Here is a 21,462-nt window from a genome sequence, read left to right as displayed (position 1 = left end):
ACCGGAATGACTGACGCTATCCGTTACGAAAAAGGCCAGGACAACGTCGTCGTCCTGACCATGGACATGCCCGGGCAGAGCGCCAACACCATGAACGGTGTCTACCGCGAGTCGATGGCGAAGACCATCGCGCGGCTGGAGGCGGAGAAAGAGGGGATCGCCGGCGTGGTGCTGACCTCGGCGAAGAAGACCTTCTTCGCCGGCGGCGATCTCAACGAGCTGATCAAGGTCACCAAGGCCGACGCCCCGGCCTTCTACCAGGGCATCCTCGAACTCAAGGGCCAACTGCGGCGCCTGGAGACCCTCGGCAAGCCGGTGGTCGCCGCGATCAACGGCGCTGCGCTGGGCGGCGGCTGGGAGATCTGCCTGGCCTGCCACCACCGCATCGCCCTGGACAATCCCGGCGTGCAGCTCGGCCTGCCGGAGGTGACTCTCGGCCTGTTGCCGGGCGGCGGCGGGGTGGTACGTATGGTGCGCCTGCTTGGCCTGGAGAAAGCCCTGCCGTACCTCGCCGAAGGCAAGAAGGTGCGTCCGGCGGAAGCGCTCCAGGCCGGGCTGATCCACGAACTGGCCGACAGCCCCGAGGAAATGCTGGAGAAGGCCCGCGCCTGGATCCTCGCCAACCCGGCGGCGAAGCAGCCCTGGGACAGCGCCGGCTACAAGATTCCCGGCGGTACGCCTGCCAGTCCCAACGTGGCGCAGATGCTGGCCATCGCACCGTCGGTGCTGCGCGACAAGACCAAGGGTTGCTTCCCGGCGCCCGAGAAGATCATGTGCGCGGCGGTGGAGGGCGCCCAGGTCGATTTCGACACCGCGCAACTGATCGAGGCGCGCTATTTCACCGAGCTGACCACCGGCCAGGTGGCGAAGAACATGATCGGCACCTTCTGGTTCCAGCTCAACGAGATCAACGCCGGCAAGTCGCGGCCGCAGGGGTATCCGGTGCGGGCGACGAAAAAGGTCGGCGTGCTCGGCGCCGGGATGATGGGCGCGGGCATCGCCTACGTATCGGCGGCGGCCGGCATCGAGGTGGTGCTCAAGGACGTCTCGCTGGAAGCGGCGGAGAAGGGCAAGGCTTATTCGGCCAGGCTGCTGGACAAGAAAGTTGCGCGCGGGCACCTGTCCGCCGAGAAGCGCGACGCCTTCCTCGCGCGGATCGTGCCGAGCGTCAGCGAAGCCGACTTCGAAGGCTGCGACCTGATCATCGAGGCGGTCTTCGAGGACCGCGCGCTGAAAGGCAAGGTCACCGCCGAGGCCGAGAAACATGCCCTGGCCGATGCGGTGGTGGCGTCCAATACCTCGACCCTGCCGATCACCGGTCTGGCCCAGGCGGTGGCGCGGCCGGAGAAGTTCATCGGCCTGCACTTCTTCAGCCCGGTGGACAAGATGCCGCTGGTGGAGATCATCCGTGGCGAAAAGACCAGCGACGAAACCCTGGCACGCGGTTTCGACTACGTGCTGCAGATCAAGAAAACGCCGATCGTGGTCAACGACAGCCGCGGCTTCTTCACCTCGCGGGTATTCGGCACCTTCACCAACGAAGGCATCGCCATGCTCGGCGAAGGCGTGAGCGCCGCGATGATCGACAACCAGGCGCGCCAGGCCGGTATGCCGGTGGGGCCGCTGGCGATTTCCGACGAAGTCTCGCTGAGCCTGATGACCCACATCCGCAACCAGACCGCCCGCGACCTCGAGGCCGAGGGCAAGGCTCTGCCGACGCACCCCGCGTTCGCCGTGATCGACCTGATGGTCAATGAGTACAAGCGCCCGGGCAAGGCGGCCGGCGCCGGCTTCTACGACTACCCGGCGAACGGCAGGAAACATCTCTGGGCGGAACTCAAGAGCCGCTTCGAGAAGCCCGATGCGCAAATATCCGCCGAGGACGTACGCGACCGCCTGCTGTTCATCCAGGCCATCGAGACCGTGCGTTGCGTGGAGGAGGGGGTATTGCACTCCACCGCCGACGCGAACATCGGCTCGATCTTCGGTATCGGTTTCGCCGCCTGGAGCGGGGGCGCCTTGCAGTTCATCAACCAGTACGGCCTGAAGGACTTCATCGCCCGCGCCCAATACCTGGTCGAACAGTACGGCGAGCGCTTCGAGCCACCGGCGCTGTTGCTGGAGAAGGCGGCGAAGGGCGAGCTGTTCTGAGTCCTGGCGTCGCATGGAGAGCCGGCCTTCGGGCCGGCTTTCTCGTGGTCGCGTACCGCGGCGGATGACGCCACCCCGGTATCCCCTGGTTCTTGCCAGCCAGGCCGCCACGGGTAGGGCGAATAGCGCCATGGGCGCTATCCGCCGATATGCCGAGGTTTGGCGGATAACCGCGATGCGGTTATGCGCCCTACGCCGCGCGTCGGTACAGGCCCTTGCCTCCAGCCGCCATTGGTAGGGCGAATAGCGCCACAGGCGCTATCCGCCGATATACCGAGATTCGGCGGATAACCGCGATGCGGTTATGCGCCCTACGCCGTGCGTCGGTACGGGCCAGCCTCCATGCTTGCCTCCAGGCTGCCACGGGCGCTTCCGCCGATGTGCCTACGCGGGACCTGGGTGTTCCTCGCCGGGGTAGCGCAGCAGGTCGATCACGGCGCTCAACGCCGCCGGGTGGTTGCGGCGGTTTGGATAATAGAGATGGAAACCGGGAAAGGGGGCGCACCAATCCGCCAGGACCCGTTCCAGGCGGCCGGCGGCGAGGTGCTCGGCGACTTCCTCCTCGATGGCGAAGGCAATCCCGACATCGGCCAGCGCCGCCTGTAGCATCAGGCGCGGGTCGTCGAGGACCAGCGGTCCGCTCACGGCCACCGAAAGCGCTTTCGTGCCCTTGCTGAATTGCCATTTGTAAAGCTCTCCGGAAGACACCTTGCGCCAGCCGATGCAACGGTGGCCGAGCAATTCCTCCGGGCTACCCGGCCTGCCTTGCCGTCGGAAGTAAGCCGGGGTCGCGACGATGGCCAAGCGCAGGTCCGGGCCGACCCGCACGGCGCGCATGCCGTGCTGGAGGTCTTCGCCGAGGCGGATGCCGGCGTCGAAACCGGCTTCGACGATATTGGCGAAACCTTCGTCCGCCACCACTTCCAGGGTGATGCCGGGATAGTCGCGGGCCAGTTCGCCGAAACGTGGTGCGAGGACGAGACCGATGGCGTTTCGCGGTGCGTTGATTCGTACCAGGCCGTGAGGCGTTTCGCGAAAGCGGTTAAGGCTGTCCAGCGCGGCGGCGATGTCTTCGAACGCCGGGTCCAGGTGTGCCAGCAGGTGCTCGCCGGCCTCGGTCGGCGAGACGTTGCGAGTGGTGCGGTTGAGCAGGCGGATGCCGAGCTGGGTTTCCAGTTCGCGCAGGGTGTGGCTGAGCGTCGGCGGGGTTACGCCCAGGGTGGCGGCGGCGCGGCGGAAACTGCGTTCGCGAGCGATGGCGACGAAGGCGGCGAGACCGGCGAGATCGGGCTTTTTCATTGGATTATTAAGATAATTCGATCAATGAAAGAGATTTTTCCAGGATAGTTAGCTATTCGGCAGCAATATAGCATCGTCGGGAAACCTGGCTCATGAACAGGCTGGGCCGGGGAAACCGCTCTTTTCAGAGCCTTCCGACGAGGTCGTACGATGCAGCATGTCCGTCTTGGCAATAGCGGCCTGAAAGTCTCCCGACTCTGCCTGGGGTGCATGACCTATGGCGATCCGGCGTGGCGTCCGTGGGTGCTGGACGAGGAACGGGCGCGTCCGTTCATTCGCGAGGCGCTGGAAGCCGGGATCGACTTCTTCGACAGTGCCGATATCTATTCCACCGGCGAGAGCGAGCGGATCCTCGGGCGCGCGCTCAGGGACTTCGCGCAGCGCGAGGACCTGGTAATCGCCACCAAGGCGTTCTTTCCCATGAGCGACAGGCCCAACGCCTGCGGCTTGTCGCGCAAGCACCTGCTTGCCAGCGTGGATGCCTCGCTGCGGCGGTTGGGTACGGACTACCTGGATCTCTTCGTGATCCATCGCTTCGATCCGGACACCCCGATCGAGGAAACCTGCGAAACCCTCGACAGCCTGGTGCGTGTCGGCAAGGTCCGTTACCTCGGCGCCTCGTCGATGCCGGCCTGGCGCTTCATGAAGATGCTCGCCTTCCAGCGCCACCACGGCCTGGCGCAATTCATCTCGATGCAGAGCCAGTACAACCTGATCGTTCGCGAGGACGAGGAGGACCTCGTGCCGCTGTGCCGGGAAGAGGGGATCGCGTTGACGCCCTGGTCGCCGCTGGCGCGTGGGCTGCTGGCCGGAGCGCGAAGCGCCGGCACGCTGCGGACCCGGACGGACGAACAGGCCCCGCGCTGGTACGGCGGCAGGGAGGAGGTCGAGTCGACCCTCGGCGCGTTGGAGAAACTCGCCGCTGCCCGCGGGCTTCCACCGGCGCAACTCGCCCTGGCCTGGCTGCTTGGCCGGAACGGTGTCGCGGCGCCGATCGTCGGCCTGTCCAGGCCGCATCACCTCGAGGATGCCCTCGCGGCGCTGACGCTGGACCTCGCCGAAGAGGAGTGCGCCACGCTGGAGGCGCCGCTCACGGCGCGCGCCCGGACCCCGCGCTGGTAGGGCGCACATCGACGGAGAAAGCATGATGAGACGACAGGCTTCCGTGTTACTGCTGGTATCCATGGTATCGGCGACCGTCTTGCCGGTTTTCGCCCGTGCGCCGGGCGAGCGCGAGCCGTCCTGCGCCGCGACGAGCATCGTCCTGCCAGCGGGGGCCCGGTATCCCAACGGCATCGCCCATGCCGCCGATGGAACGCTGTACGTCGGCCTGGTCACCAGCGGGCGCATCCTGCGCAAGCCTCCCGGGGGCGAGTGGGAAACCTTCTTCGCCGGCAGCCCGGCGATCTTCGCTGCCACCGCGCTGCGGCTGGACGAGCCGCGTGGCCTGCTCTGGGGCAATTCGCCGGACTTCCTACCCGCTGGCCGGCGCCGGCCGCATGGGGTGTTCGCCCTGGATCTCGCGAGCGGTGCCGTGCGCCGATATCTGACCCTGCCCGGCGACGGGATGGGTAACGATCTCGCGGTGGCGCCCGACGGAACGGTCTACCTGAGCGAAACCCGGGATGGCAGCCTGATGCGGCTGCGGCCCGGGGAACCGGCGTTCCAGGTGTTGCTGCGCGACAGCCGCCTGGCCGGCCCCGGCGGGCTGGGCGCGGCGGGCATCGTCCGGGTGGACGACGACACCCTGCTGGTCGGCAACTTCGGTAGCGGGGCGATCCATGTCGTCGAAGGGGTCGCCACGCGTCCGCGGCTGCGCGAGATGGAGCTGCCCCGAACGCTGGAGAATCCGGATGGCATGGCGCTGGCTCCGGACGGCTCGCTGATCGTGCTGGAGAACGCCATCCGCAGCGGCGCCGGCAAGGTGCTGCGGATCGCCGAGCCGCTCGCCGCCGGGCGGCGCGGCATCGAAGTGATACGCGAGGGCCTGGAGTCGCCGGTCAACCTGACCGTCACCGGACAGGGCTGCGCCTATGTCAGCGAGTCACGCATTCGCCACCGCCTGTTGCCGGGGCGCGAGGGCGAGGTGCCGGCGCGTTTCCTGATCCACCGGCTGCCCCTGGACGCGGCCGGGGGCCGTTGATCGGCCGCTCAGGCGTTGGCGAAACGACCTTCCAGATAGGCGATGATCTCGCTGGATTCGTACATCCAGCGCACCTGGCTGTTTTCCTCGATGCGCAGGCACGGCACCTTGACCTTGCCGCCGCCTTCCAGCAAAGCCTGGCGGGCCTGCGGATCGTTCATGGCGTCCTTGAGTTGCATCGGCAGGTTCAGCCGGTGCATGGCGCGGCGTGTCTTCACGCAGAACGGACAGGCGCGGAACTGGTAGAGCGACAGGTTCCGCAGCGCCCGCTCGACCTCGGCCTGAGCCTCGGCGCTGCGCTGCAGCTTGCGGGGGCGGCTGACGAAGTCGGCGAGGATAATCGCCTGACCCAGTCCGTTACGTACTGCCTTGAGCAACATGGCGTGTGCCTCGCGGGAAAACCGCCAGTTTACGTGGCGGTTCCGGGCATGGGGAGTCCTTCCGTCTCCTGTGCAGATTTCTTTACGGCTGGGCGTCTCGGGAATCTTTCTGGCGGCTGCTTGTTTTTTGGCGAATCGTCCGGATATTCCTTTCGAGGCCAGGGCGACGGTTCCCTTGCCCGCGCTCCTGTGTTAATTAAATCAAACGAAAACGACAATAACCCCACTTCTTCAGAGAGTCTTTATGTCGCTCCGCATCTGTATCCTGGAAACCGATATCCTTCGTCCCGAGCTGATCGAGCGCTACGAAGGCTACGGCCGGATGTTCCAGCAACTGTTCGCCAAGCAACCGATCGCCGCCGAATTCGTCATCTACAACGTGGTGGAGGGGCGCTATCCGGCGGACGACGAGCGCTTCGACGCCTACCTGGTGACCGGCAGCAAGGCCGACTCCTTCGGTCCCGACCCGTGGATCCAGACCCTGAAGACCTTCCTCCTGGACCGCTACGAGCGCGGCGACAAGCTCCTCGGCGTGTGTTTCGGCCACCAGTTGCTGGCCCTGCTGCTCGGTGGCAAGGCCGAGCGCGCCAGCCAGGGCTGGGGCATGGGCATCCACCAGTACCAGTTGAACGAACGGGCCGACTGGATGAGCCCGGCGCTGCCGGACCTGACCCTGTTGATCAGCCACCAGGACCAGGTCACCCGGCTGCCGGAAAACGCGCGGGTGATCGCTTCCAGCGACTTCTGTCCCTATGCCGCCTACGCCATCGGCGACCAGGTGCTGTGCTTCCAGGGGCATCCCGAGTTCGTCCACGACTATTCCCGTGAACTGCTCGAACTGCGCCAGCAGCACCTGGGTGAGGAACTCTATCGCAAGGGGGTCGACAGCCTGGCGAGGGACCACCAGGGCACCGTCGTCGCCGAATGGATGATGCGTTTCGTCGCGCGCCAGCCGACCGGCGCCTGAGCCGGCCCCGCGCCGTGCGAGCGCCGCCAGCCTCCCGGGGTTGGCGGCGTTTTCGTTTCAGGCCGGGCAGTCGAGGATGAAGCGCTCCGGGATCCAGCGCTGCGGGCGTGCCGGCGGGGTGCCGCTCTGCAGCTTCAGCGCCAGGTTGGCCGCCAGCGCGCGGACCATCGCCTGGTTGCATTCGATGGTGCGCGCCAGTGCGCCTGCCGAGCCTTGGGCGAGGCCGAGTAGCGAGTAGCCATTGGTCAATATCGCCAGGGCGGCGACGATCCAGAATTTCCGTGTTTGCCTTCTCATGCTGTTTCCCGGGAAAGAAGCCGGCGTTCAACCGGCGCGTCGACTGTTCAACCCCGAGAGCAGGCCTGGCAGGGCCTGGCCGATCTGGTTGGAGAAGGTCGTGGCGGTGTCGTTGTCCGGTGTGGCGTTCCTGGCGCTTTCGGCGCCGGCAACGAGGCTCAGCACGACCAGCATGAGGATGGCGTACAGACCCAGGGTGGCCAGGGCGGTGTTGCGGGCGTAATGGCGTGGGCTGCGACGTTTCATGGCGGCTTCCGTGATCGATACCTCGGATGGGCATAGGATCGCGGAGAAGAATTCGATTGGATAACGAATTGTCGCGCTATTAACTATCGATAGAAATGATGCTTTGGCCGAACGACCGGTACGGGTTGCGGGGCCCGGGTTCGGGCCCGATGGATCAGGACGAAGTCGGCGCGAGCAGGCGATCGACCACCTGCCGGGCTCGCTCGAAGGAGGGGTAGCCGCTGCGCGCGACCGGCAGCTCGGCGTAGGCCTGGCGATAGGTCTCGGCCTTGGGAATGTCGGCGCGCGGCAACAGGAAGGGCTCGGCGTAGATCTTGTAGAGCATCGCGTTGGCCAGCGGGTAGCGTCGCTCGGCGGAACGTTCGAGGAGGCGGGTGATGCGCTCGCAATCGCTGGCCTGGCCGTCGCGGCGAGCGATCAGCACGGCCTGGTAGAAGTCCGCCTCGCCGCTGCGGTCGTCGCGCGCTGCGCGCTCCAGCAGGGCCTGGGCCAGCGGCAGGCGATCGCGGTCGTTGGCGACGATGATCAGTTTCGCCTGCAGCATGTCGTTCTCGTACAGCAGTTTTTCCCTGTCGCTGTCCTGGCGGCAGGTGGCGCAGCTTGCCAACAGCGGGATCAGGCAAAGTGCAATCCATTTCGGCATGGCGGTTGTTTCCTTGTCATGGATGAGACGGCACGAGGCTGGAATCCAATGGAGAGGCGAGGCGCCTCCAAGGTTCCCTCGCATGCAGTCTAGTCGGCCCGTAGCGGATGGGACCGGCCGTTCTTGATACGCATCAACTGGCGCCGGCGGGCAAGGCGTACGGTGAAAGATGCAGGGCGGCGCACGAAGCGCCTGTCCCGAAGCCAAGAAGGAAACGCTCATGATTCGTGAAGTTGAAGGTGACATTCTGCTTTCCGGGGCCCAGGTGATCGCCCACGGCATCGCGCCCCAGGACCATTTCGACAGCGGCCTGGCCCTCGCCTTGCGCGAACGCTGGCCGTCGATGGTTCGCGACTACCGGCATGCCGCCCATGCCAGGGCGCCCGAGCCGGGCGGCATCTGGGTCTGGGCCGGGGTCGACGAGCAGGGCAAGACCCAGTGCATCGTCAACCTGATCACCCAGGGCATGCTGCACAGCGGTCGTAGCGCCAAGCCGGGCAAGGCGAGCCTGGAGGATGTCGGCCATGCCCTGCGCGAGCTGGCCCGCTATGTGCGCAGCGAAGGGGTGAGCAGCCTGGCTCTGCCCTGCGTGGCGACGGGAGTGGGCGGGCTGGACTGGTCCGAGGTCAAGCCGCTGGTGGTTCGCCACCTGGGCGACCTGGAGATCCCGGTGATTCTCTACGAGGTCTATCGCAAGGGCGTGGCGGCCGAGGAAAAGCTGGCCTGAACGAAAAGCCCGGCGTGAGCCGGGCTTTTCAGGGTTGCGGGGAAAAGAAAAACGTTCCTGGCAGGCGGCGTTCAACCCTGCGCATCGGTGTCGCTCGCGGTTGGCGCCGTGGCCTGTTGCTGCTGGGCCTGCTCGATGGCGTGCTGGTTCAGTTGGACCATGCGGTTTTCCATCAGGCTGGATTCGTCGGCGAAGCTGGCTTGCACTGCGAGGGTGGTAGCCATGCCGAGGAGAATGGCGGCGAAGACATTGCGTTTCATGATGACCTCCGGTTTTCCTTGGGAATGTCATCAGGATAATTCGTAATAATTTTTTAAAAATAGCAGTTCTGGAGAGTTACCTTTGCGTAATAAGTAATTATTGGGCGCAAAAAAGCCCGGTATCAACCGGGCTTTCGCTGGAGCGGGCCTTAGCCCAGGTGCTTCTTGTCCAGCTCGATCGCCTGGTCGAGGGTTTCCAGCAGTGCCTTGCGCACCTTGAGCTTGGTATTGCGGTGCGCGGTCATGTTGAGTTTCTTCAACTGCTGGGCCGCTGCACGCGCGCTTTCCTGCAACTGGTCGGCGCTGACCAGGGTGTCGAGGAAGCCGGCATCCACCGCAGCGGCCGGACTGAACATCTCGGCATTGATGACCGAGCGGGTGAACGCCGACTTGCGCAGGCGATCGCGGGCCAGCTCGATGCCGACATGGTGCATGGTCATGCCGATGGCGACTTCGTTCAGGCCGATCTGGAACGGCCCGTCGACGCCGATCCGGTAGTCGGCCGAGAGCAGCAGGAAGGCGCCCTTGGCTACCGCGTGCCCGGGGCAGGCGACGATCACCGGGTAGGGATGGGAGAGCAGGCGGCGAGCCAGGGTCGAGCCGGCGGCGACCAGGTTGACGGCATTCTCCGGGCCGGAGGTCATGACCTTCAGGTCGTAGCCACCGGAGAGGATGCCCGGCTGGCCGGTGACGATGACCACGGCCTTGTCCTGCAAGGCCTGGTCGAGAGCCTGGTTGAAGGCGTCGATCACCGCCGGGGAGATGGCGTTCACCTTGCCGTTGTTGAGGGTCAGGGTGGCGATGCCGTCTTCGAACTGGTAGCTGATCAACTCGCTCATGGCAGGATTCCTTTTGGTGGAGTGGCGCAGACCTTACTGATGGCCGCCGTCGGCGTAAAGCGCTTTGGCTGACCCGCGGGTCATGCGCGATTGCGCTTGCGCGGCCTCCCGGCCAGGGCTCCAGCGACGCCTGCGCGTTCCTGCCAGAAGAAACGGTTGAGTCTGACCGGGGAAGACAGCAATATGGGCCCTATCGTTAGTCCGGCCTTGCATGCGGTGCAGGCCAGCCGTTTCGAGGATGTCCGCCAGGCGCGATCCGCCACCGGGACGAGAACGGACGAAGGTCTCCGGCGGTCCGCTGGAGGCCGGTACGCGGGGGCGTCCTCGCGAGGAACCTATCAATCAGGCGCGGGTCGGGTTACGAACCCGTTGAGGAGATCCAAAGTGAGCGAGTCCCTGTCCATCCATCATGACGTGGGCGGCCATCAATTCGAGACGACGGTGGATGGCCATCGTGCCTATCTGGCCTATATGGACCTGGGCAAGCAGACGCTGGATATCTACCGGACCTTCGTACCGGATTCGCTGCGTGGTCGCGGTATCGCCGCTGCGTTGACCGAGCACGCCCTGCAGTACGCCGACCGCATGGGCTACAGCGTGATCCCGTCCTGCTCCTACGTGGAGCGTTACATCGAGCGTCGCCAGCGTCAGGCCGATCCGGCCGCCTGAGCAGGCGTGCAATGAAAAACGCCGGGCATCAGCCCGGCGTTTTCGTTTCCGCCTCGCTCAGCCGCGCTGGCGTTTCGGCAGCACGTCCTTGAGCTTGGCGTGCATGCTGCGGATGCTCTTCTCGGTGGTCGCCCAGTCGATGCAGGCGTCGGTGATGGAGACGCCGTACTGAAGTTGGTCGAGATCCTTCGGAATCGGCTGGCTGCCCCAGCCCAGGTGGCTTTCCACCATCAGGCCGACGATCGAGTTGTTGCCTTCGACGATCTGGTTGCTGACGTTGTCCATCACCAGCGGTTGCAGGGCCGGGTCCTTGTTGGAGTTGGCGTGGCTGCAGTCGACCATGATGTTCAGCGGGATTTTCGCCTTGTTCAGGTCCTGCTCGCAGAGCGCGACGCTGACCGAATCGTAGTTCGGCTTGCCGTTGCCGCCGCGCAACACCACGTGACCGTAGCGGTTGCCCTTGGTGGTGACGATGGATACGCCGCCCTGCTGGTTGATGCCGAGGAAACGATGTGGGCTGGAGACCGACTGCAGGGCATTGATCGCCACGGTCAGGCTGCCATCGGTGCCGTTCTTGAAGCCGACCGCGGAAGACAGGCCGGAGGCCATCTCGCGGTGGGTCTGCGATTCGGTGGTACGGGCGCCGATCGCTGACCAACTGATCAGGTCCTGCAGGTACTGCGGGGAAATCGGGTCGAGCGCTTCGGTGGCGGTGGGCAAGCCTTTCTCGGCGAGGTCGCGGAGCAGTTGGCGGCCGATGTGCAGGCCATCCTGGATCTTGAACGAGTCGTCCAGGTACGGATCGTTGATCAGGCCTTTCCAGCCCACCGTGGTACGCGGCTTCTCGAAGTACACGCGCATCACCAGGAACAGCGTATCCGCCACTTCGGCCGCGAGCGCCTTGAGGCGGTCGGCGTATTCGTGGGCGGCCTTGATGTCGTGGATGGAGCAGGGGCCGATCACCACGAACAGACGGTGGTCCTTGCCATCCAGGATGTCGCGCACCACCTGGCGACCATGGGCCACGGTCTGCAGCGCCTTGTCGGTCAGGGGAATTTCACGCTTGAGCTGCTCCGGCGTGATCAGGGTCTCGTTGGAGGCAACGTTAAGGTCGTCGATCTGTAAATCAGCCATCGTGGTACTCAATCAGGTCACGGGCGCCGGCCGCCGGGAGGCCCCCTGCGAAAGGGCGCAGGCATGAAGTTCGCAAACGGGGAGACGAACCTTAACGTGTCGGGCCGGGCCTAGACAATGGGCGGGACGCGGTTCGCCGGTGTTTTCCCCGCTCTGCGCACGTTTTCTTCGTTGCTCCGGGCCAAGGCTGCCAGCGGAGTTGCAGGCGAGGCCGCCGCGGACGATATTGTGCAGGTGCTGCGGAGGGGCGCGCCTTGCGCGTATCCGCTGGCCGAGGAGGGCGCCAGCGCTATCGCAGGAGCCGAAGCATACGGATGATGGTCGGGCCCCATTTCTTCCTTTCTATCGAGGTCAGCAGCGTGCCGTCCCTGGAACTCACCGATCTGGACGCCGACCGGCAGTTGCTTGCCCTGGAAGGGGTTTCGCTGTTGGTATTCACCAGCGAAGGCTGCGCGTCGTGCCGCTGGGCCCGGCGCCATCTCCCCGCGATGGACCTGCCCATCGAGCGCCTGTGCTGGGTGGACGCCGGCCGCAATGGCGGCCTGGTGGAACGCTACGGCGTCTTTCACCTGCCGGCCCTGTTCATGGTCCGCGACGGCCGCTTCCATGGCGCACTGAACGTTCCGCTGCACCAGGAAGCCTTGCGGGGTGCGGTGCTGGCGGGGTCGACCGCTTTACCTGAGGAGTTGCCCTGATGGATTCAAAGCAGCAACGGATCGGCGTCATCGGTACGGGAGCCATCGGCGGCTTCTATGGATTGATGCTGGCGCATGCCGGTCACGACGTGCATTTTCTCCTGCGCAGCGAGTTCGAGGCGGTCAATCGCGCCGGACTCAGCCTGAATAGTGCGGTGCATGGCTTCCGGCGCCTGGCGCCGGTCCAGGCCTACCATTCGGCGCAGGACATGCCGCCCTGCGACTGGTTGCTGGTGGGCGCCAAGACCACCGGCAATGACGAACTGGCACCCCTGATCCGCGCAGCGGCGGCGCCGGGTGCCAAGGTTCTGCTGCTGCAGAACGGTCTGGGCGTGGAGGAGCGGCTGCGGCCGTTGCTGCCGGAAAGCCTGCATCTGCTGGGCGGCCTCTGCTTCATCTGTGTGCATCGCGGCGAACCGGGCGTGATCGAGCACCAGGCCTACGGCGGAGTGAATCTCGGCTATCATTCCGGACCGGCCGACGAGCGACGCCGGCGCGAGATCGTCGAGGAGGGTGCCGCGCTGTTCCGCGAGTCCGGGCTGGAGTCCACGGCGATGCCCGACCTGGAGCAGGCGCGCTGGCAGAAGCTGGTCTGGAACATCCCCTACAACGGGCTGTCGGTATTGCTGAAGAGCAGCACCGCGCCGCTGATGGCCAACGCGGACAGTCGGTCGCTGATCGAGGCGATCATGGAGGAAGTCATCGGGGCTGCCGGCGCCTGCGGCTTCATCCTGCCTGAGGGCTATGCGGACCAACTGCTGGCGGCGACCGAGCGGATGCCCGACTATCGGCCGAGCATGTACCACGACTTCGCCCATGGGCGGCCACTGGAGCTGGCGGCGATCTATGCCGCGCCCCTGGCCCGCGCTGCTGCTGCGGGCTACCGGATGCCCAGGGTCGAGGCGCTGCACCAGGCGTTGCGCTTCCTCGAAGCGCAACCGCGCTGAAGGGCCGAGCGCGGCGACCAGCCGGCGCCGCGCTCGCAGGGAGAAAAGGGATTTACCCCAACGGGCCGGAAAAAGCCCGAAACAGCAGGGAACGCTAGGAGAATGGATGCTTGCTGCTAATCTGCTAATGAGGCCCGCCGCGCAGGCTGTCGAGGAGGCCGCATGATTCGTTCGATTCTCTATGCCACCGATCTGGGGCTCTATGCTCCCTATGTCCTGCAACACGCCCTGTCGCTGACCCGCGCCTACAACGCCGAGCTCTATGTCGTCCATGTGGTGGAGCCACTCGGGCTGTTCGCCGAGTCGGTCCTGCAGACCTACCTTGACACCGAGCGTCTCCAGGACCTGCGGGCGCAAGGGCTGGACAACGTCATGGAAAGCATCGAGAAGCGGGTCCTGGAAGGGTTTCGCGATGAACTCGGCGAGTTGCCCCAGGATGCGGCGCTGGTCAAGAGCGTGCGGGTGGTGCAGGGCGACCCGCCGCAGATGATCCTCGATGAGGCGGAAAAGCTGGCCGTGGACCTGATCGTCGCCGGCAGCCATAGCCACGGCACCCAGCTCGATACGCCGCTGGGCCGGACTGCCGCGCGTCTGGTGCAACTGGCGGAGGTACCGGTGTACCTGGTGCCGATGTTGCAGCACCGTAGTCGCGACCTGTAGGCCAGCGGTCGGCTGGTGAAAAAGCGTGCAAAATCAAAAAAAACGTCTAATTTTATTCCTCAAACCATTAATATGGTTATATACCTTCGGTTCTTGATCGCCGGTCGCGACAACCTTTTCGAGGAATCTCCATGAAGCTTCAGCAATTGCGCTATATCTGGGAGGTTGCGCACCACGACCTCAACGTCTCCGCCACGGCGCAGAGCCTCTATACTTCGCAGCCGGGCATCAGCAAGCAGATCCGCCTGCTGGAGGACGAACTGGGCGTCGAGGTGTTCGCTCGCAGCGGCAAGCACCTGACCCGGGTGACGCCGGCGGGGGAGCGGATCATCCATACCGCCGGCGAGATCCTGCGCAAGGTCGAGAGCATCAAGCAGATCGCCCAGGAATTCTCCAACGAGAAGAAGGGCACGCTGTCCATCGCCACTACCCACACCCAGGCGCGCTATGCGCTGCCCAACGTGATCAGCGGCTTCATCAAGCAGTACCCGGACGTCTCCCTGCACATGCACCAGGGCACGCCGATGCAGATCGCCGAAATGGCGGCCGACGGCACCGTCGACTTCGCCATCGCCACCGAGGCGCTGGAGTTGTTCGGCGACCTGATCATGATGCCCTGCTACCGCTGGAATCGCTGCGTCATCGTGCCCCACGGGCATCCGCTGACCAAGCTGCCGAAACTGACCCTGGAAGCCCTGGCCGAGCAGCCGATCGTCACCTACGTGTTCGGCTTCACTGGCCGTTCCAAGCTCGACGAAGCCTTCAGCCAGCGCGGCCTGGTGCCCAAGGTGGTATTCACCGCGGCCGATGCCGACGTGATCAAGACCTACGTGCGGTTGGGCCTGGGGGTCGGCATCGTGGCGCACATGGCGGTCGATCCGAAGCTCGACAACGACCTGGTGATCCTCGACGCCAGCCACCTGTTCGAGTCCAGCGTGACCAAGATCGGCTTCCGCCGCGGCACCTTCCTGCGCGGCTTCATGTGCGACTTCATCGAGAAATTCGCTCCGCACCTGACCCGCGAGCTGCTGGCCAAGGCCGTGCAATGCCACAACAAGGCCGAGCTGGACGAGTTGTTCGACGGCATCGAACTGCCGGTCTATTGATCGCCTCGGCCCATGAAAAAGCCCGGCCTGGTGCCGGGCTTTTTCATGGCTGGCCCTCAGAGCATGTCGAGATTGTCGCGTCCGGCCAGCCTGGCCAGCGCTTCACGATCAGCGTCCGCGGCCTGCTCGGCTCGCGGTTCGAGGACTTCATGGAGGAAGCTCATGAACACGGTGTAGACCTGTTCGCGCCCGTCGTCGTGGCGAACCACGAAGAACGGCGCGGTCTCTACGCCATATTGGGCGGCGACCATCCAGCCTGCGCTGTTCGGGTCGCGTTCGTCGGCCACCAGGGTGCGATGGATGCGCGGCAGGTAGCCGCCTTGTTCCAGGCGTTGCCGGACTTCCTTGCACTTGCGGCAGTCCTCGCCGGTGGCGAGGACTTTCTTGACCATGGTGATGCGCATGCTGGGTCTCCGCTCGGGGTTCGACCCGCACTTTACCCCGATTGCATACGCTCTATCGACGGTTTCAGGCCTTGCTGATCAGGTTGCCGGCGTGCAGCCCGCACTCCTTGTGGGTGGCTTCCTCCCACCACCAGCGGCCCTCGCGCTCGTGCTGGTTGGGCAGCACCGGACGGGTGCAGGGTTCGCAGCCGATGCTGATATAGCCGCGTTCGTGCAGGCTGTTGTAGGGCAGTTCGAGCATGCGGATATAGCCCCAGACTTCCTCGCTGGTCATGGACGACAGCGGGTTGAACTTGTACAGCGGCTTTTCCGGCGTGGAAAAGGCACCGTCGATTTCCAGCACCGCCACCTGGCTGCGCGTGCCGGGGCTCTGGTCGCGGCGTTGGCCGGTGGCCCAGGCGCGCACGCCGGCGAGCTTGCGCTTGAGCGGTTCGATCTTGCGGATGCCGCAGCACTCGCCGTGGCCGTCCCGGTAGAAGCTGAACAGGCCCTTTTCCTTCACCAGGGGTTCGAGCAGGCGCGGGTCGGGGGAAAGCACGTCGATGGCGATGCCGTAGTGTTCGCGGACCTGGTCGATGAAACGATAGGTTTCCGGGTGCAGGCGACCGGTGTCGAGGCTGAACACCTTCACGTTGCGGTTGAGCTTCCAGGCCATGTCTACCAGGACGACGTCCTCGGCGCCGCTGAAGGAGATCCACAGCTCGTCGCCGAAGTGCTCGAAGGCGGCTTTCAGGATGTCCTGGGGGGATTTGTCGGCAAGGCTGGAAGCGAGGGCGGGAAGGTCGAAAGGCTGGCTCATCGGGCTGGGGTCCTGGTGCTGGGCGGCGCTGTTGCGCTCTGTGGCGGGAATGGTAGCAAAGGGCGGCATATGGCCCTAAATAACCATTTACCCCTGTCGACCTTGATTCCAGGAATAAGCCGGCGTTGCCTTGCCCTCGGCGAGGGGCTAGAGTGCCGCGTCCGTCGTCACCCCATCGTTCAGAGAATTTCGAGGAGAGTCCTGTGGAAATTGCCTGTCTTGACCTGGAAGGCGTGCTGGTTCCGGAAATCTGGATCGCGTTCGCGGAAAAAACCGGTATCGACGCCTTGAAGGCGACCACCCGGGACATTCCGGACTACGACGTGCTGATGAAGCAGCGCCTGCGCATCCTCGACGAACATGGTCTGAAGCTGGGCGACATCCAGGAGGTGATCGCTACCCTGAAGCCGCTGGAGGGGGCGGTGGAATTCGTCGACTGGCTGCGCGAGCGCTTCCAGGTGGTGATCCTCTCCGACACCTTCTACGAGTTCTCCCAGCCGCTGATGCGCCAGCTGGGCTTCCCGACCCTGTTGTGCCACAAGCTGGAGATCGACGACAGCGACCGCGTGGTCGGCTATCAATTGCGCCAGAAGGATCCCAAGCGGCAGTCGGTGATCGCCTTCAAGAGCCTCTACTATCGGGTGATCGCCGCCGGCGATTCCTACAACGACACCACCATGCTTTCCGAGGCCCACGCCGGCATCCTGTTCCATGCCCCGGAAAACGTGATCCGCGAGTTTCCCCAGTTCCCCGCGGTGCATACCTACGAAGACCTCAAGCGCGAGTTCCTCAAGGCTTCCAGCCGTTCGCTGAGCCTGTAGCCGCGCCGCCGATGAAAGAGCCCGCGGAACGCGGGCTCTTTTCTATTCCGGGGACGCTGTCCCGGCCATTCCTTCCAGGGTTTCCAGCAGCACCCGGACCTTGTCCAGGGTTTCCTGGTACTCGTCCTCCCAGTGCGAGTCGGCGACGATGCCGCCGCCGCCCCAGCAACTGACCTGGCCGTTCCTGACCAGCAGGGTGCGGATGGCGATCGAGCTGTCCATCTCGCCGCGCACGTCGAGGTAGAACAGGCTGCCGCAGTAGATGCCGCGTCGGCTCGGTTCCAGCTCGTCGATGATCTGCATGGCGCGAATCTTCGGCGCGCCGGTGATCGAGCCGCCGGGGAAGCTGCCTTCCAGCAGGTCGAGGGCGTCCTTGCCCGGCGCCAGTTCGCCGGTGACGCTGCTCACCAGGTGATGCACGTTGGGATAGCTTTCCAGGGCGAACAGCTCCGGTACCCGTACGCTGCCAGGTTGGCAACTGCGTCCGATGTCGTTGCGCAGCAGGTCGACGATCATCAGGTTTTCCGCGCGGTCCTTGGGGCTGGCCAGCAGCGACGCCGCCAGCGCCATGTCCTCCTCGGGGGTCTTGCCGCGCGGGCGGGTGCCCTTGATCGGCCGGGTTTCCACCTTGCCCTTGCCGAGCTTGAGGAAGCGCTCCGGCGACAGGCTGAGGATCGCGCCGTCGGCCAGTCGCAGGTAGCCGGAGAACGGCGTCGGGCAGGCCTCGCGCAGGGCGCGATAGGCCGGCCACGGCGAGCCGCTGCAAGCGGCCTGGAAGCGCTGGCTATAGTTCACCTGGTAGCAGTCGCCTGCCTGGATGTAGTCCTGGATGCGGCGGATCGCCTGCCGATAGTCGGATGCGCTGATGCTCCGTCGGAATTTTCCCAGAAGCTTGAAGTTGCCGGCCGTGCCTTGCGCTTCCTCGCTGAACAGGGCGATCAGGCGCTGGCGTTCGCGCTCGTCCAATCGCGGGTGGAATACCAGTTGGCTGGTGCCGGCCTGGTGGTCGCTGATCAGCGCCCAGGCATACAGGCCGACGGAGGCCAGCGGCAGGCCCAGGTCATCGCGGGCGTGTTCGCCGATGCGCTCGATGCGCCGACCCAGGTCGTAGGATAAATAGCCCAGCAGACCGCCGGCGAAGGGCAGTTCGTACGGCGCTGGCAGCTGCGCGGGGCCCAGGCTTCCGGCCGCTTCGCGTAGGCGGGCGAAGAAGCGGTTGGCCGATTCGTCGGGCAGCGGCGCCAGTTCTGCCAATGGCCAGGCGCTCATAAGGTCATAGCGTCCACGGGTAGCGATGGGGCGACCCGAGTCGAGCATCACCGCACCGGGCGCCTCATGGATGATGGCAAAGAGACAGCTTGGGTCGCTATGGTAGGGCAGGGGGTGAACATGACAACTGGGCATGGAAAGTGGGGGTAGTGGGACAGTCAGGAATTCTAGTTCGCCGGAATCGTCGATCCTAGAGCCATTTCTTCAGTTTACGTAAGAAGGGTGATCTGCTAATTATGGAAATATCCCACGGAGATTTGGCTCCGTACCACAATGATAATGACACAGGGATACAGGCCGTGGATGCAGTACAGGATCCAGCAGCCGGCAGCCTTTCGCGCTCCAGAATAGTGCCGCCTCAGGTGCCAGCCGAATATTCTCTTCGCCCCGCGATCCGCAACCTGCTGGATCGCAATCCCCATTCACGCGTTCTGATGTTTTCCGCACCTGCCGGCTTCGGCAAGACCTGCGCGCTCGCCGCCCTGGCCAGGGAGCGCACTGTAGCAGACCAGGCGGTGGCCTGGCTGTCGCTGGCCGAAGAAGACGACGACCCCGCCCGTTTCTGCCGGCAGCTCATCGAGGCGCTGGGCGAAGCCGTGCCGCAGCTTGGCGACGACGCCCAGGCCTACCTGCAGAACACCATGCGGGTCCCGGTGGTGGCGGTGATCGAAAGCCTGCTCGGCGATCTCGATCGCTATGCGCGGCCGTTGCTGCTGGTGCTGGACGACCTGCACCTGGTTAGCAACCCGGACATCTTCACCGGCCTCAACCGCCTGGTGCAGTACGCACCGCCCGGGCTGGTCCTGGCCCTGGGCACGCGTTCGCAGCCGGCGCTGAGCCTGGCTACCTGGCGGGCCAAGGGACTGTTGCTGGAAATCGGCCTCGAGGAGCTGCGCCTCGGCTTCGAGGAAACCCGCGAATACCTCGAGCGCAGCGGTCTCTATCTGGACGAGCCCTGCCTGAAGGCGCTCTATGGCCAGACCGAAGGCTGGGTGGTGGGCGTGCATCTCGTCAGCCTGTGGCTGCGCCAGCAACCGCAGGTGCAGGAAATGGCCCTGCTCGACGGCGACAAGCAGGCGGTCAGCGCCTATCTGCTGGCGGCGGTCTTCGAACGCTTGCCTGGCGAGCTGCAGGAAGCGCTGCTGGCCCTTGGCGTTGCCAGCCAATTGAGCGGCGACCTGGCCAACGCCCTGACCGGGCGCCAGGACGGCCAGGCGCTGCTGGAGCGCCTGGAGTCCATGCAATTGTTCCTCCTGCCGCTGGATCGCGAACGCCAGTGGTATCGCTTCCACCTGCTGTTCGCCGACTTCCTCCGCAACCGCCTGCGTGACTCCGATCCGGACCGTTTCAAGCAACTGCATTTCAACGCCAGCCTGTGGTTCACCAACCACCACATGCCGACGTTCGCCATCGAGCATGCCTGTGCGGCGGAAGACCCGGAGATGATCGCCGCGCTGGTCGACGGATGCGGACTGGAGCTGATCAACCGCGGCCAGCTCAGCCTGATCTACCGTTGGCGCAAGCATGTGCCGGACGAAATCGCCGAGCGCTATCCGATCCTGGTCCTTACCGATGTCTGGTCGCGGGCCAGCGACCTCAGCCTGGGCGAGGCCAACCGGATCATCGACGAACTGCTGGCGCGCTGGGGGGAGAGCCGCGGCGATGGGCCGATGGGCGACCAGTACCTCTCCGCGCTGGCGGTGAAGGCGGTGGTGGCGTTGCAGAAGGACGATCTGGAACTGTGCATCGCCCTGGCTCGCCGGGTCGAGGTCCAACTCGGGCAGAACGCTGCCTTCCTCGAAGTGGCGGTGTTGATCACCGCCGCGCTGGCCCAGGTGGTCCGTGGCCAGGGCGACCAGGCGCGGCGCCTGCTGGGGCTGGCGCAGCAGCGCAATCATTTCCTCGAAGGGCGCTACCTGGACATGCAACTGGCCAACGTCGAGGTGATCCTCGCACTCGAGCAGGGCCAGGTGAAACAGGCGCAACTGCTCATCGAGCGGCTCCGCCAGCGCGCCCGGCCGCTGTTCGAGAAGTCCAGGAGCGCGCTGGCGCTGCCGACCATCACCGAGGCCCTGACCGCCTACTACAGGATCGAGCTGGACGGGCTGGAAGAGCGCCTGGGCTGGGCGCTCGGGCATGTGGATGTGATCAATCCGATCGATTTCTATGCCCAGGGACAGATCTGCCTGGCGCGCACCCAGCGCCTGCTGGGACGGCCGAAGGAGGCGCTGGCCAGCCTGGCGGCGATGCAGGCCCTGGCCTCGCGCAATCAGTCGTGGCGCTTCTTCGCCCAGGCCATGGCCGAAGAGATCAACCTGATCCTCCAGGACAGCGGCCCCGACCGCCTGAAGCGCGCCGAGCAGCGGTTGAAGAGCGTGGACTGGAACAAGATGGCGGCACACTACCGCAACATGGCCTTCAACCCGGTCAACTGGTCGCTGGGCGTGAGCCGCGTGCGCCTGTTGCAGGGGCGAGGACATTTCAGCGAGGCGCTGCACGAGATCACTCAGTTGCGCGGCACCTTGCAGCCCGGTTGGCACGGCCTGCAGCGCCTGCGCCTGGATATCCTGGCGGCGCTCAGCTATCAGCGCCTGGGCTACCAGGAACGGGCCAACAGCCTGCTCGGCGAATGCCTGATCAATGCCGAACGGGAAGGGGTGCGCAGCCTCTTCATCGAGGAAGGCGACGGCATTCGCCAGTTGCTCCAGCAACTCGAATCCACCGAGCGCCAGCCGGCGCTACAGACCTTCATTCGCGGCCTGCTCGGCATCTGGCCCGGGCAGGGCGTGCGCAAGCCCCAGGATGCGCTCGAGGAAGGCCTGACGGAGCGCGAGCGCGAAGTGGTCTGCCTGGCCGCACAGGGCCTATCCAACGAAGAAATCGGCCAGCGCCTGTCGCTGGCCCTGGGGACCGTCAAATGGCATCTGCACAACATCTACGAAAAGCTCAAGGTGCGCAATCGCACCCAGGCGATCCGGCGAGCCCGCGAGCTGAGCCTGCTCTGAC

At 65.1% G+C, this 21,462-nt stretch carries 23 protein-coding genes; 12 read left to right on the top strand and 11 right to left on the bottom strand.

All coding sequences use genetic code 11. The annotated features are described in order from the left end of the window. Window positions 1–6: 6 nt before the first annotated feature. A complete protein-coding gene (locus M6E97_RS14225; protein ID WP_033938176.1) occupies window positions 7–2,151 on the top strand; it encodes a 3-hydroxyacyl-CoA dehydrogenase NAD-binding domain-containing protein in 2,145 nt (714 codons plus the stop codon). A 384-nt stretch (window positions 2,152–2,535) separates the two neighbouring features. On the opposite strand, the gene M6E97_RS14220 is transcribed toward M6E97_RS14225, so the two are convergent. Beyond that, window positions 2,536–3,450, bottom strand: coding sequence for a LysR family transcriptional regulator (locus M6E97_RS14220; RefSeq protein WP_003087749.1), 915 nt, complete (start codon window positions 3,448–3,450; stop codon window positions 2,536–2,538). A gap of 150 nt (window positions 3,451–3,600) precedes the next feature. Here M6E97_RS14220 and M6E97_RS14215 point away from each other — a divergent pair, with 150 nt between their 5' ends. Both M6E97_RS14215 and M6E97_RS14210 read left to right on the top strand, forming a co-directional pair. Then, entirely contained in the window at window positions 3,601–4,572 is a 972-nt protein-coding gene (locus M6E97_RS14215; RefSeq protein WP_003113567.1) for an aldo/keto reductase, read from the top strand. Between the two features lie 22 nt (window positions 4,573–4,594). Next, window positions 4,595–5,593: a hypothetical protein gene (locus M6E97_RS14210; protein ID WP_023097769.1), complete on the top strand. Its 999-nt coding sequence runs from the start codon at window positions 4,595–4,597 to the stop codon at window positions 5,591–5,593. 8 nt (window positions 5,594–5,601) lie between these two features. Here M6E97_RS14210 and M6E97_RS14205 read toward each other — a convergent pair whose 3' ends face one another. Then, entirely contained in the window at window positions 5,602–5,973 is a 372-nt protein-coding gene (locus tag M6E97_RS14205; protein WP_023097768.1) for a glutaredoxin family protein, read from the bottom strand. A gap of 244 nt (window positions 5,974–6,217) precedes the next feature. Here M6E97_RS14205 and M6E97_RS14200 point away from each other — a divergent pair, with 244 nt between their 5' ends. Next, window positions 6,218–6,940, top strand: a complete 723-nt coding sequence (locus M6E97_RS14200) for an amidotransferase (RefSeq protein ID WP_003087753.1) — start codon at window positions 6,218–6,220, stop codon at window positions 6,938–6,940. Between the two features lie 57 nt (window positions 6,941–6,997). Here the strand turns inward: M6E97_RS14200 and M6E97_RS14195 are convergent, their stop codons facing one another. The 3 genes from M6E97_RS14195 to M6E97_RS14185 form a co-directional block, all read right to left on the bottom strand. Continuing rightward, complete coding sequence (locus tag M6E97_RS14195; RefSeq protein ID WP_003087754.1) at window positions 6,998–7,237, bottom strand: hypothetical protein; 240 nt, start codon at window positions 7,235–7,237, stop codon at window positions 6,998–7,000. 27 nt (window positions 7,238–7,264) lie between these two features. Continuing rightward, complete coding sequence (locus M6E97_RS14190) at window positions 7,265–7,483, bottom strand: hypothetical protein (RefSeq protein ID WP_003098091.1); 219 nt, start codon at window positions 7,481–7,483, stop codon at window positions 7,265–7,267. A 154-nt stretch (window positions 7,484–7,637) separates the two neighbouring features. Beyond that, window positions 7,638–8,126, bottom strand: a complete 489-nt coding sequence (locus M6E97_RS14185) for a hypothetical protein (RefSeq protein ID WP_003087756.1) — start codon at window positions 8,124–8,126, stop codon at window positions 7,638–7,640. A 220-nt stretch (window positions 8,127–8,346) separates the two neighbouring features. Here M6E97_RS14185 and M6E97_RS14180 point away from each other — a divergent pair, with 220 nt between their 5' ends. Further along, the gene (locus M6E97_RS14180) at window positions 8,347–8,853 is read left to right on the top strand and encodes a macro domain-containing protein (protein WP_003087757.1); all 507 of its coding nucleotides are present in this window, start codon (window positions 8,347–8,349) and stop codon (window positions 8,851–8,853) included. 71 nt (window positions 8,854–8,924) lie between these two features. On the opposite strand, the gene M6E97_RS14175 is transcribed toward M6E97_RS14180, so the two are convergent. Beyond that, window positions 8,925–9,113, bottom strand: coding sequence for a hypothetical protein (locus tag M6E97_RS14175; protein ID WP_003087758.1), 189 nt, complete (start codon window positions 9,111–9,113; stop codon window positions 8,925–8,927). A gap of 149 nt (window positions 9,114–9,262) precedes the next feature. Next, entirely contained in the window at window positions 9,263–9,952 is a 690-nt protein-coding gene (locus tag M6E97_RS14170; protein WP_003087759.1) for a crotonase/enoyl-CoA hydratase family protein, read from the bottom strand. Window positions 9,953–10,336: 384 nt separating this feature from the next. Between M6E97_RS14170 and M6E97_RS14165 the strand changes: the two genes are divergently transcribed. Continuing rightward, window positions 10,337–10,621, top strand: a complete 285-nt coding sequence (locus M6E97_RS14165; RefSeq protein ID WP_003087762.1) for a GNAT family N-acetyltransferase — start codon at window positions 10,337–10,339, stop codon at window positions 10,619–10,621. 57 nt (window positions 10,622–10,678) lie between these two features. Here the strand turns inward: M6E97_RS14165 and M6E97_RS14160 are convergent, their stop codons facing one another. Beyond that, entirely contained in the window at window positions 10,679–11,755 is a 1,077-nt protein-coding gene (locus M6E97_RS14160) for a 3-deoxy-7-phosphoheptulonate synthase (RefSeq protein WP_003087765.1), read from the bottom strand. 317 nt (window positions 11,756–12,072) lie between these two features. Between M6E97_RS14160 and M6E97_RS14155 the strand changes: the two genes are divergently transcribed. The 4 genes from M6E97_RS14155 (at window position 12,073) to cysB (ending at window position 15,163) form a co-directional block, all read left to right on the top strand. Further along, window positions 12,073–12,450 carry a thioredoxin family protein gene (locus M6E97_RS14155; protein WP_003120319.1) on the top strand — a complete coding sequence of 126 codons (378 nt, stop codon included), beginning with the start codon at window positions 12,073–12,075 and terminating at the stop codon, window positions 12,448–12,450. Further along, the gene (locus tag M6E97_RS14150; RefSeq protein WP_003113573.1) at window positions 12,450–13,397 is read left to right on the top strand and encodes a putative 2-dehydropantoate 2-reductase; all 948 of its coding nucleotides are present in this window, start codon (window positions 12,450–12,452) and stop codon (window positions 13,395–13,397) included. The genes M6E97_RS14155 and M6E97_RS14150 overlap by 1 nt, the downstream gene beginning before the upstream one ends. Window positions 13,398–13,559: 162 nt before the next feature. Then, window positions 13,560–14,057, top strand: a complete 498-nt coding sequence (locus tag M6E97_RS14145; RefSeq protein ID WP_003087770.1) for a universal stress protein — start codon at window positions 13,560–13,562, stop codon at window positions 14,055–14,057. 131 nt (window positions 14,058–14,188) lie between these two features. Further along, window positions 14,189–15,163, top strand: a complete 975-nt coding sequence (cysB, locus tag M6E97_RS14140; RefSeq protein ID WP_003087775.1) for an HTH-type transcriptional regulator CysB — start codon at window positions 14,189–14,191, stop codon at window positions 15,161–15,163. A 56-nt stretch (window positions 15,164–15,219) separates the two neighbouring features. Here cysB and M6E97_RS14135 read toward each other — a convergent pair whose 3' ends face one another. Both M6E97_RS14135 and M6E97_RS14130 read right to left on the bottom strand, forming a co-directional pair. Beyond that, window positions 15,220–15,567 (bottom strand): hypothetical protein, encoded by a 348-nt coding sequence (locus tag M6E97_RS14135; protein WP_003140016.1) that lies wholly within the window; start codon window positions 15,565–15,567, stop codon window positions 15,220–15,222. Window positions 15,568–15,631: 64 nt separating this feature from the next. Beyond that, complete coding sequence (locus tag M6E97_RS14130; RefSeq protein ID WP_003120317.1) at window positions 15,632–16,435, bottom strand: phosphoadenylyl-sulfate reductase; 804 nt, start codon at window positions 16,433–16,435, stop codon at window positions 15,632–15,634. Window positions 16,436–16,569: 134 nt separating this feature from the next. Here M6E97_RS14130 and thrH point away from each other — a divergent pair, with 134 nt between their 5' ends. Then, window positions 16,570–17,187 carry a bifunctional phosphoserine phosphatase/homoserine phosphotransferase ThrH gene (gene thrH, locus M6E97_RS14125; RefSeq protein WP_003098078.1) on the top strand — a complete coding sequence of 206 codons (618 nt, stop codon included), beginning with the start codon at window positions 16,570–16,572 and terminating at the stop codon, window positions 17,185–17,187. A gap of 42 nt (window positions 17,188–17,229) precedes the next feature. Here thrH and pabB read toward each other — a convergent pair whose 3' ends face one another. Further along, entirely contained in the window at window positions 17,230–18,591 is a 1,362-nt protein-coding gene (gene pabB / locus M6E97_RS14120) for an aminodeoxychorismate synthase component I (RefSeq protein ID WP_023089034.1), read from the bottom strand. Between the two features lie 164 nt (window positions 18,592–18,755). Here pabB and M6E97_RS14115 point away from each other — a divergent pair, with 164 nt between their 5' ends. Further along, entirely contained in the window at window positions 18,756–21,461 is a 2,706-nt protein-coding gene (locus M6E97_RS14115) for a helix-turn-helix transcriptional regulator (protein WP_063890502.1), read from the top strand. The last annotated feature ends 1 nt before the right edge of the window (window position 21,462 follow it).

Origin of the sequence: Pseudomonas sp. B111, assembly GCF_026428275.1 — a bacterium.
In the GTDB taxonomy this organism is placed as follows: Bacteria; Pseudomonadota; Gammaproteobacteria; order Pseudomonadales; family Pseudomonadaceae; genus Pseudomonas; species Pseudomonas aeruginosa.
Note: the sequence above shows the minus strand (reverse complement) of the source record. Positions and strands in the feature narration are given on the sequence as shown.

Excerpts from the sequence above, each read along its gene's own strand:
- M6E97_RS14215 (WP_003113567.1), top strand. The coding sequence starts at position 3,601 with ATGCAGCATGTCCGTCTTGGCAATAGCGGCCTGAAAGTCTCCCGACTC.
- M6E97_RS14225 (WP_033938176.1), top strand. The coding sequence starts at position 7 with ATGACTGACGCTATCCGTTACGAAAAAGGCCAGGACAACGTCGTCGTC.
- M6E97_RS14160 (WP_003087765.1), bottom strand. The coding sequence starts at position 11,755 with ATGGCTGATTTACAGATCGACGACCTTAACGTTGCCTCCAACGAGACC.
- M6E97_RS14155 (WP_003120319.1), top strand. The coding sequence starts at position 12,073 with ATGGTCGGGCCCCATTTCTTCCTTTCTATCGAGGTCAGCAGCGTGCCG.
- M6E97_RS14190 (WP_003098091.1), bottom strand. The coding sequence starts at position 7,483 with ATGAAACGTCGCAGCCCACGCCATTACGCCCGCAACACCGCCCTGGCC.
- M6E97_RS14205 (WP_023097768.1), bottom strand. The coding sequence starts at position 5,973 with ATGTTGCTCAAGGCAGTACGTAACGGACTGGGTCAGGCGATTATCCTC.
- M6E97_RS14175 (WP_003087758.1), bottom strand. The coding sequence starts at position 9,113 with ATGAAACGCAATGTCTTCGCCGCCATTCTCCTCGGCATGGCTACCACC.
- pabB (WP_023089034.1), bottom strand. The coding sequence starts at position 18,591 with ATGCCCAGTTGTCATGTTCACCCCCTGCCCTACCATAGCGACCCAAGC.
- M6E97_RS14130 (WP_003120317.1), bottom strand. The coding sequence starts at position 16,435 with ATGCCGCCCTTTGCTACCATTCCCGCCACAGAGCGCAACAGCGCCGCC.
- M6E97_RS14210 (WP_023097769.1), top strand. The coding sequence starts at position 4,595 with ATGATGAGACGACAGGCTTCCGTGTTACTGCTGGTATCCATGGTATCG.
- cysB (WP_003087775.1), top strand. The coding sequence starts at position 14,189 with ATGAAGCTTCAGCAATTGCGCTATATCTGGGAGGTTGCGCACCACGAC.
- M6E97_RS14200 (WP_003087753.1), top strand. The coding sequence starts at position 6,218 with ATGTCGCTCCGCATCTGTATCCTGGAAACCGATATCCTTCGTCCCGAG.
- M6E97_RS14145 (WP_003087770.1), top strand. The coding sequence starts at position 13,560 with ATGATTCGTTCGATTCTCTATGCCACCGATCTGGGGCTCTATGCTCCC.
- M6E97_RS14150 (WP_003113573.1), top strand. The coding sequence starts at position 12,450 with ATGGATTCAAAGCAGCAACGGATCGGCGTCATCGGTACGGGAGCCATC.
- M6E97_RS14170 (WP_003087759.1), bottom strand. The coding sequence starts at position 9,952 with ATGAGCGAGTTGATCAGCTACCAGTTCGAAGACGGCATCGCCACCCTG.
- M6E97_RS14180 (WP_003087757.1), top strand. The coding sequence starts at position 8,347 with ATGATTCGTGAAGTTGAAGGTGACATTCTGCTTTCCGGGGCCCAGGTG.
- M6E97_RS14135 (WP_003140016.1), bottom strand. The coding sequence starts at position 15,567 with ATGCGCATCACCATGGTCAAGAAAGTCCTCGCCACCGGCGAGGACTGC.
- M6E97_RS14220 (WP_003087749.1), bottom strand. The coding sequence starts at position 3,450 with ATGAAAAAGCCCGATCTCGCCGGTCTCGCCGCCTTCGTCGCCATCGCT.
- M6E97_RS14185 (WP_003087756.1), bottom strand. The coding sequence starts at position 8,126 with ATGCCGAAATGGATTGCACTTTGCCTGATCCCGCTGTTGGCAAGCTGC.
- M6E97_RS14195 (WP_003087754.1), bottom strand. The coding sequence starts at position 7,237 with ATGAGAAGGCAAACACGGAAATTCTGGATCGTCGCCGCCCTGGCGATA.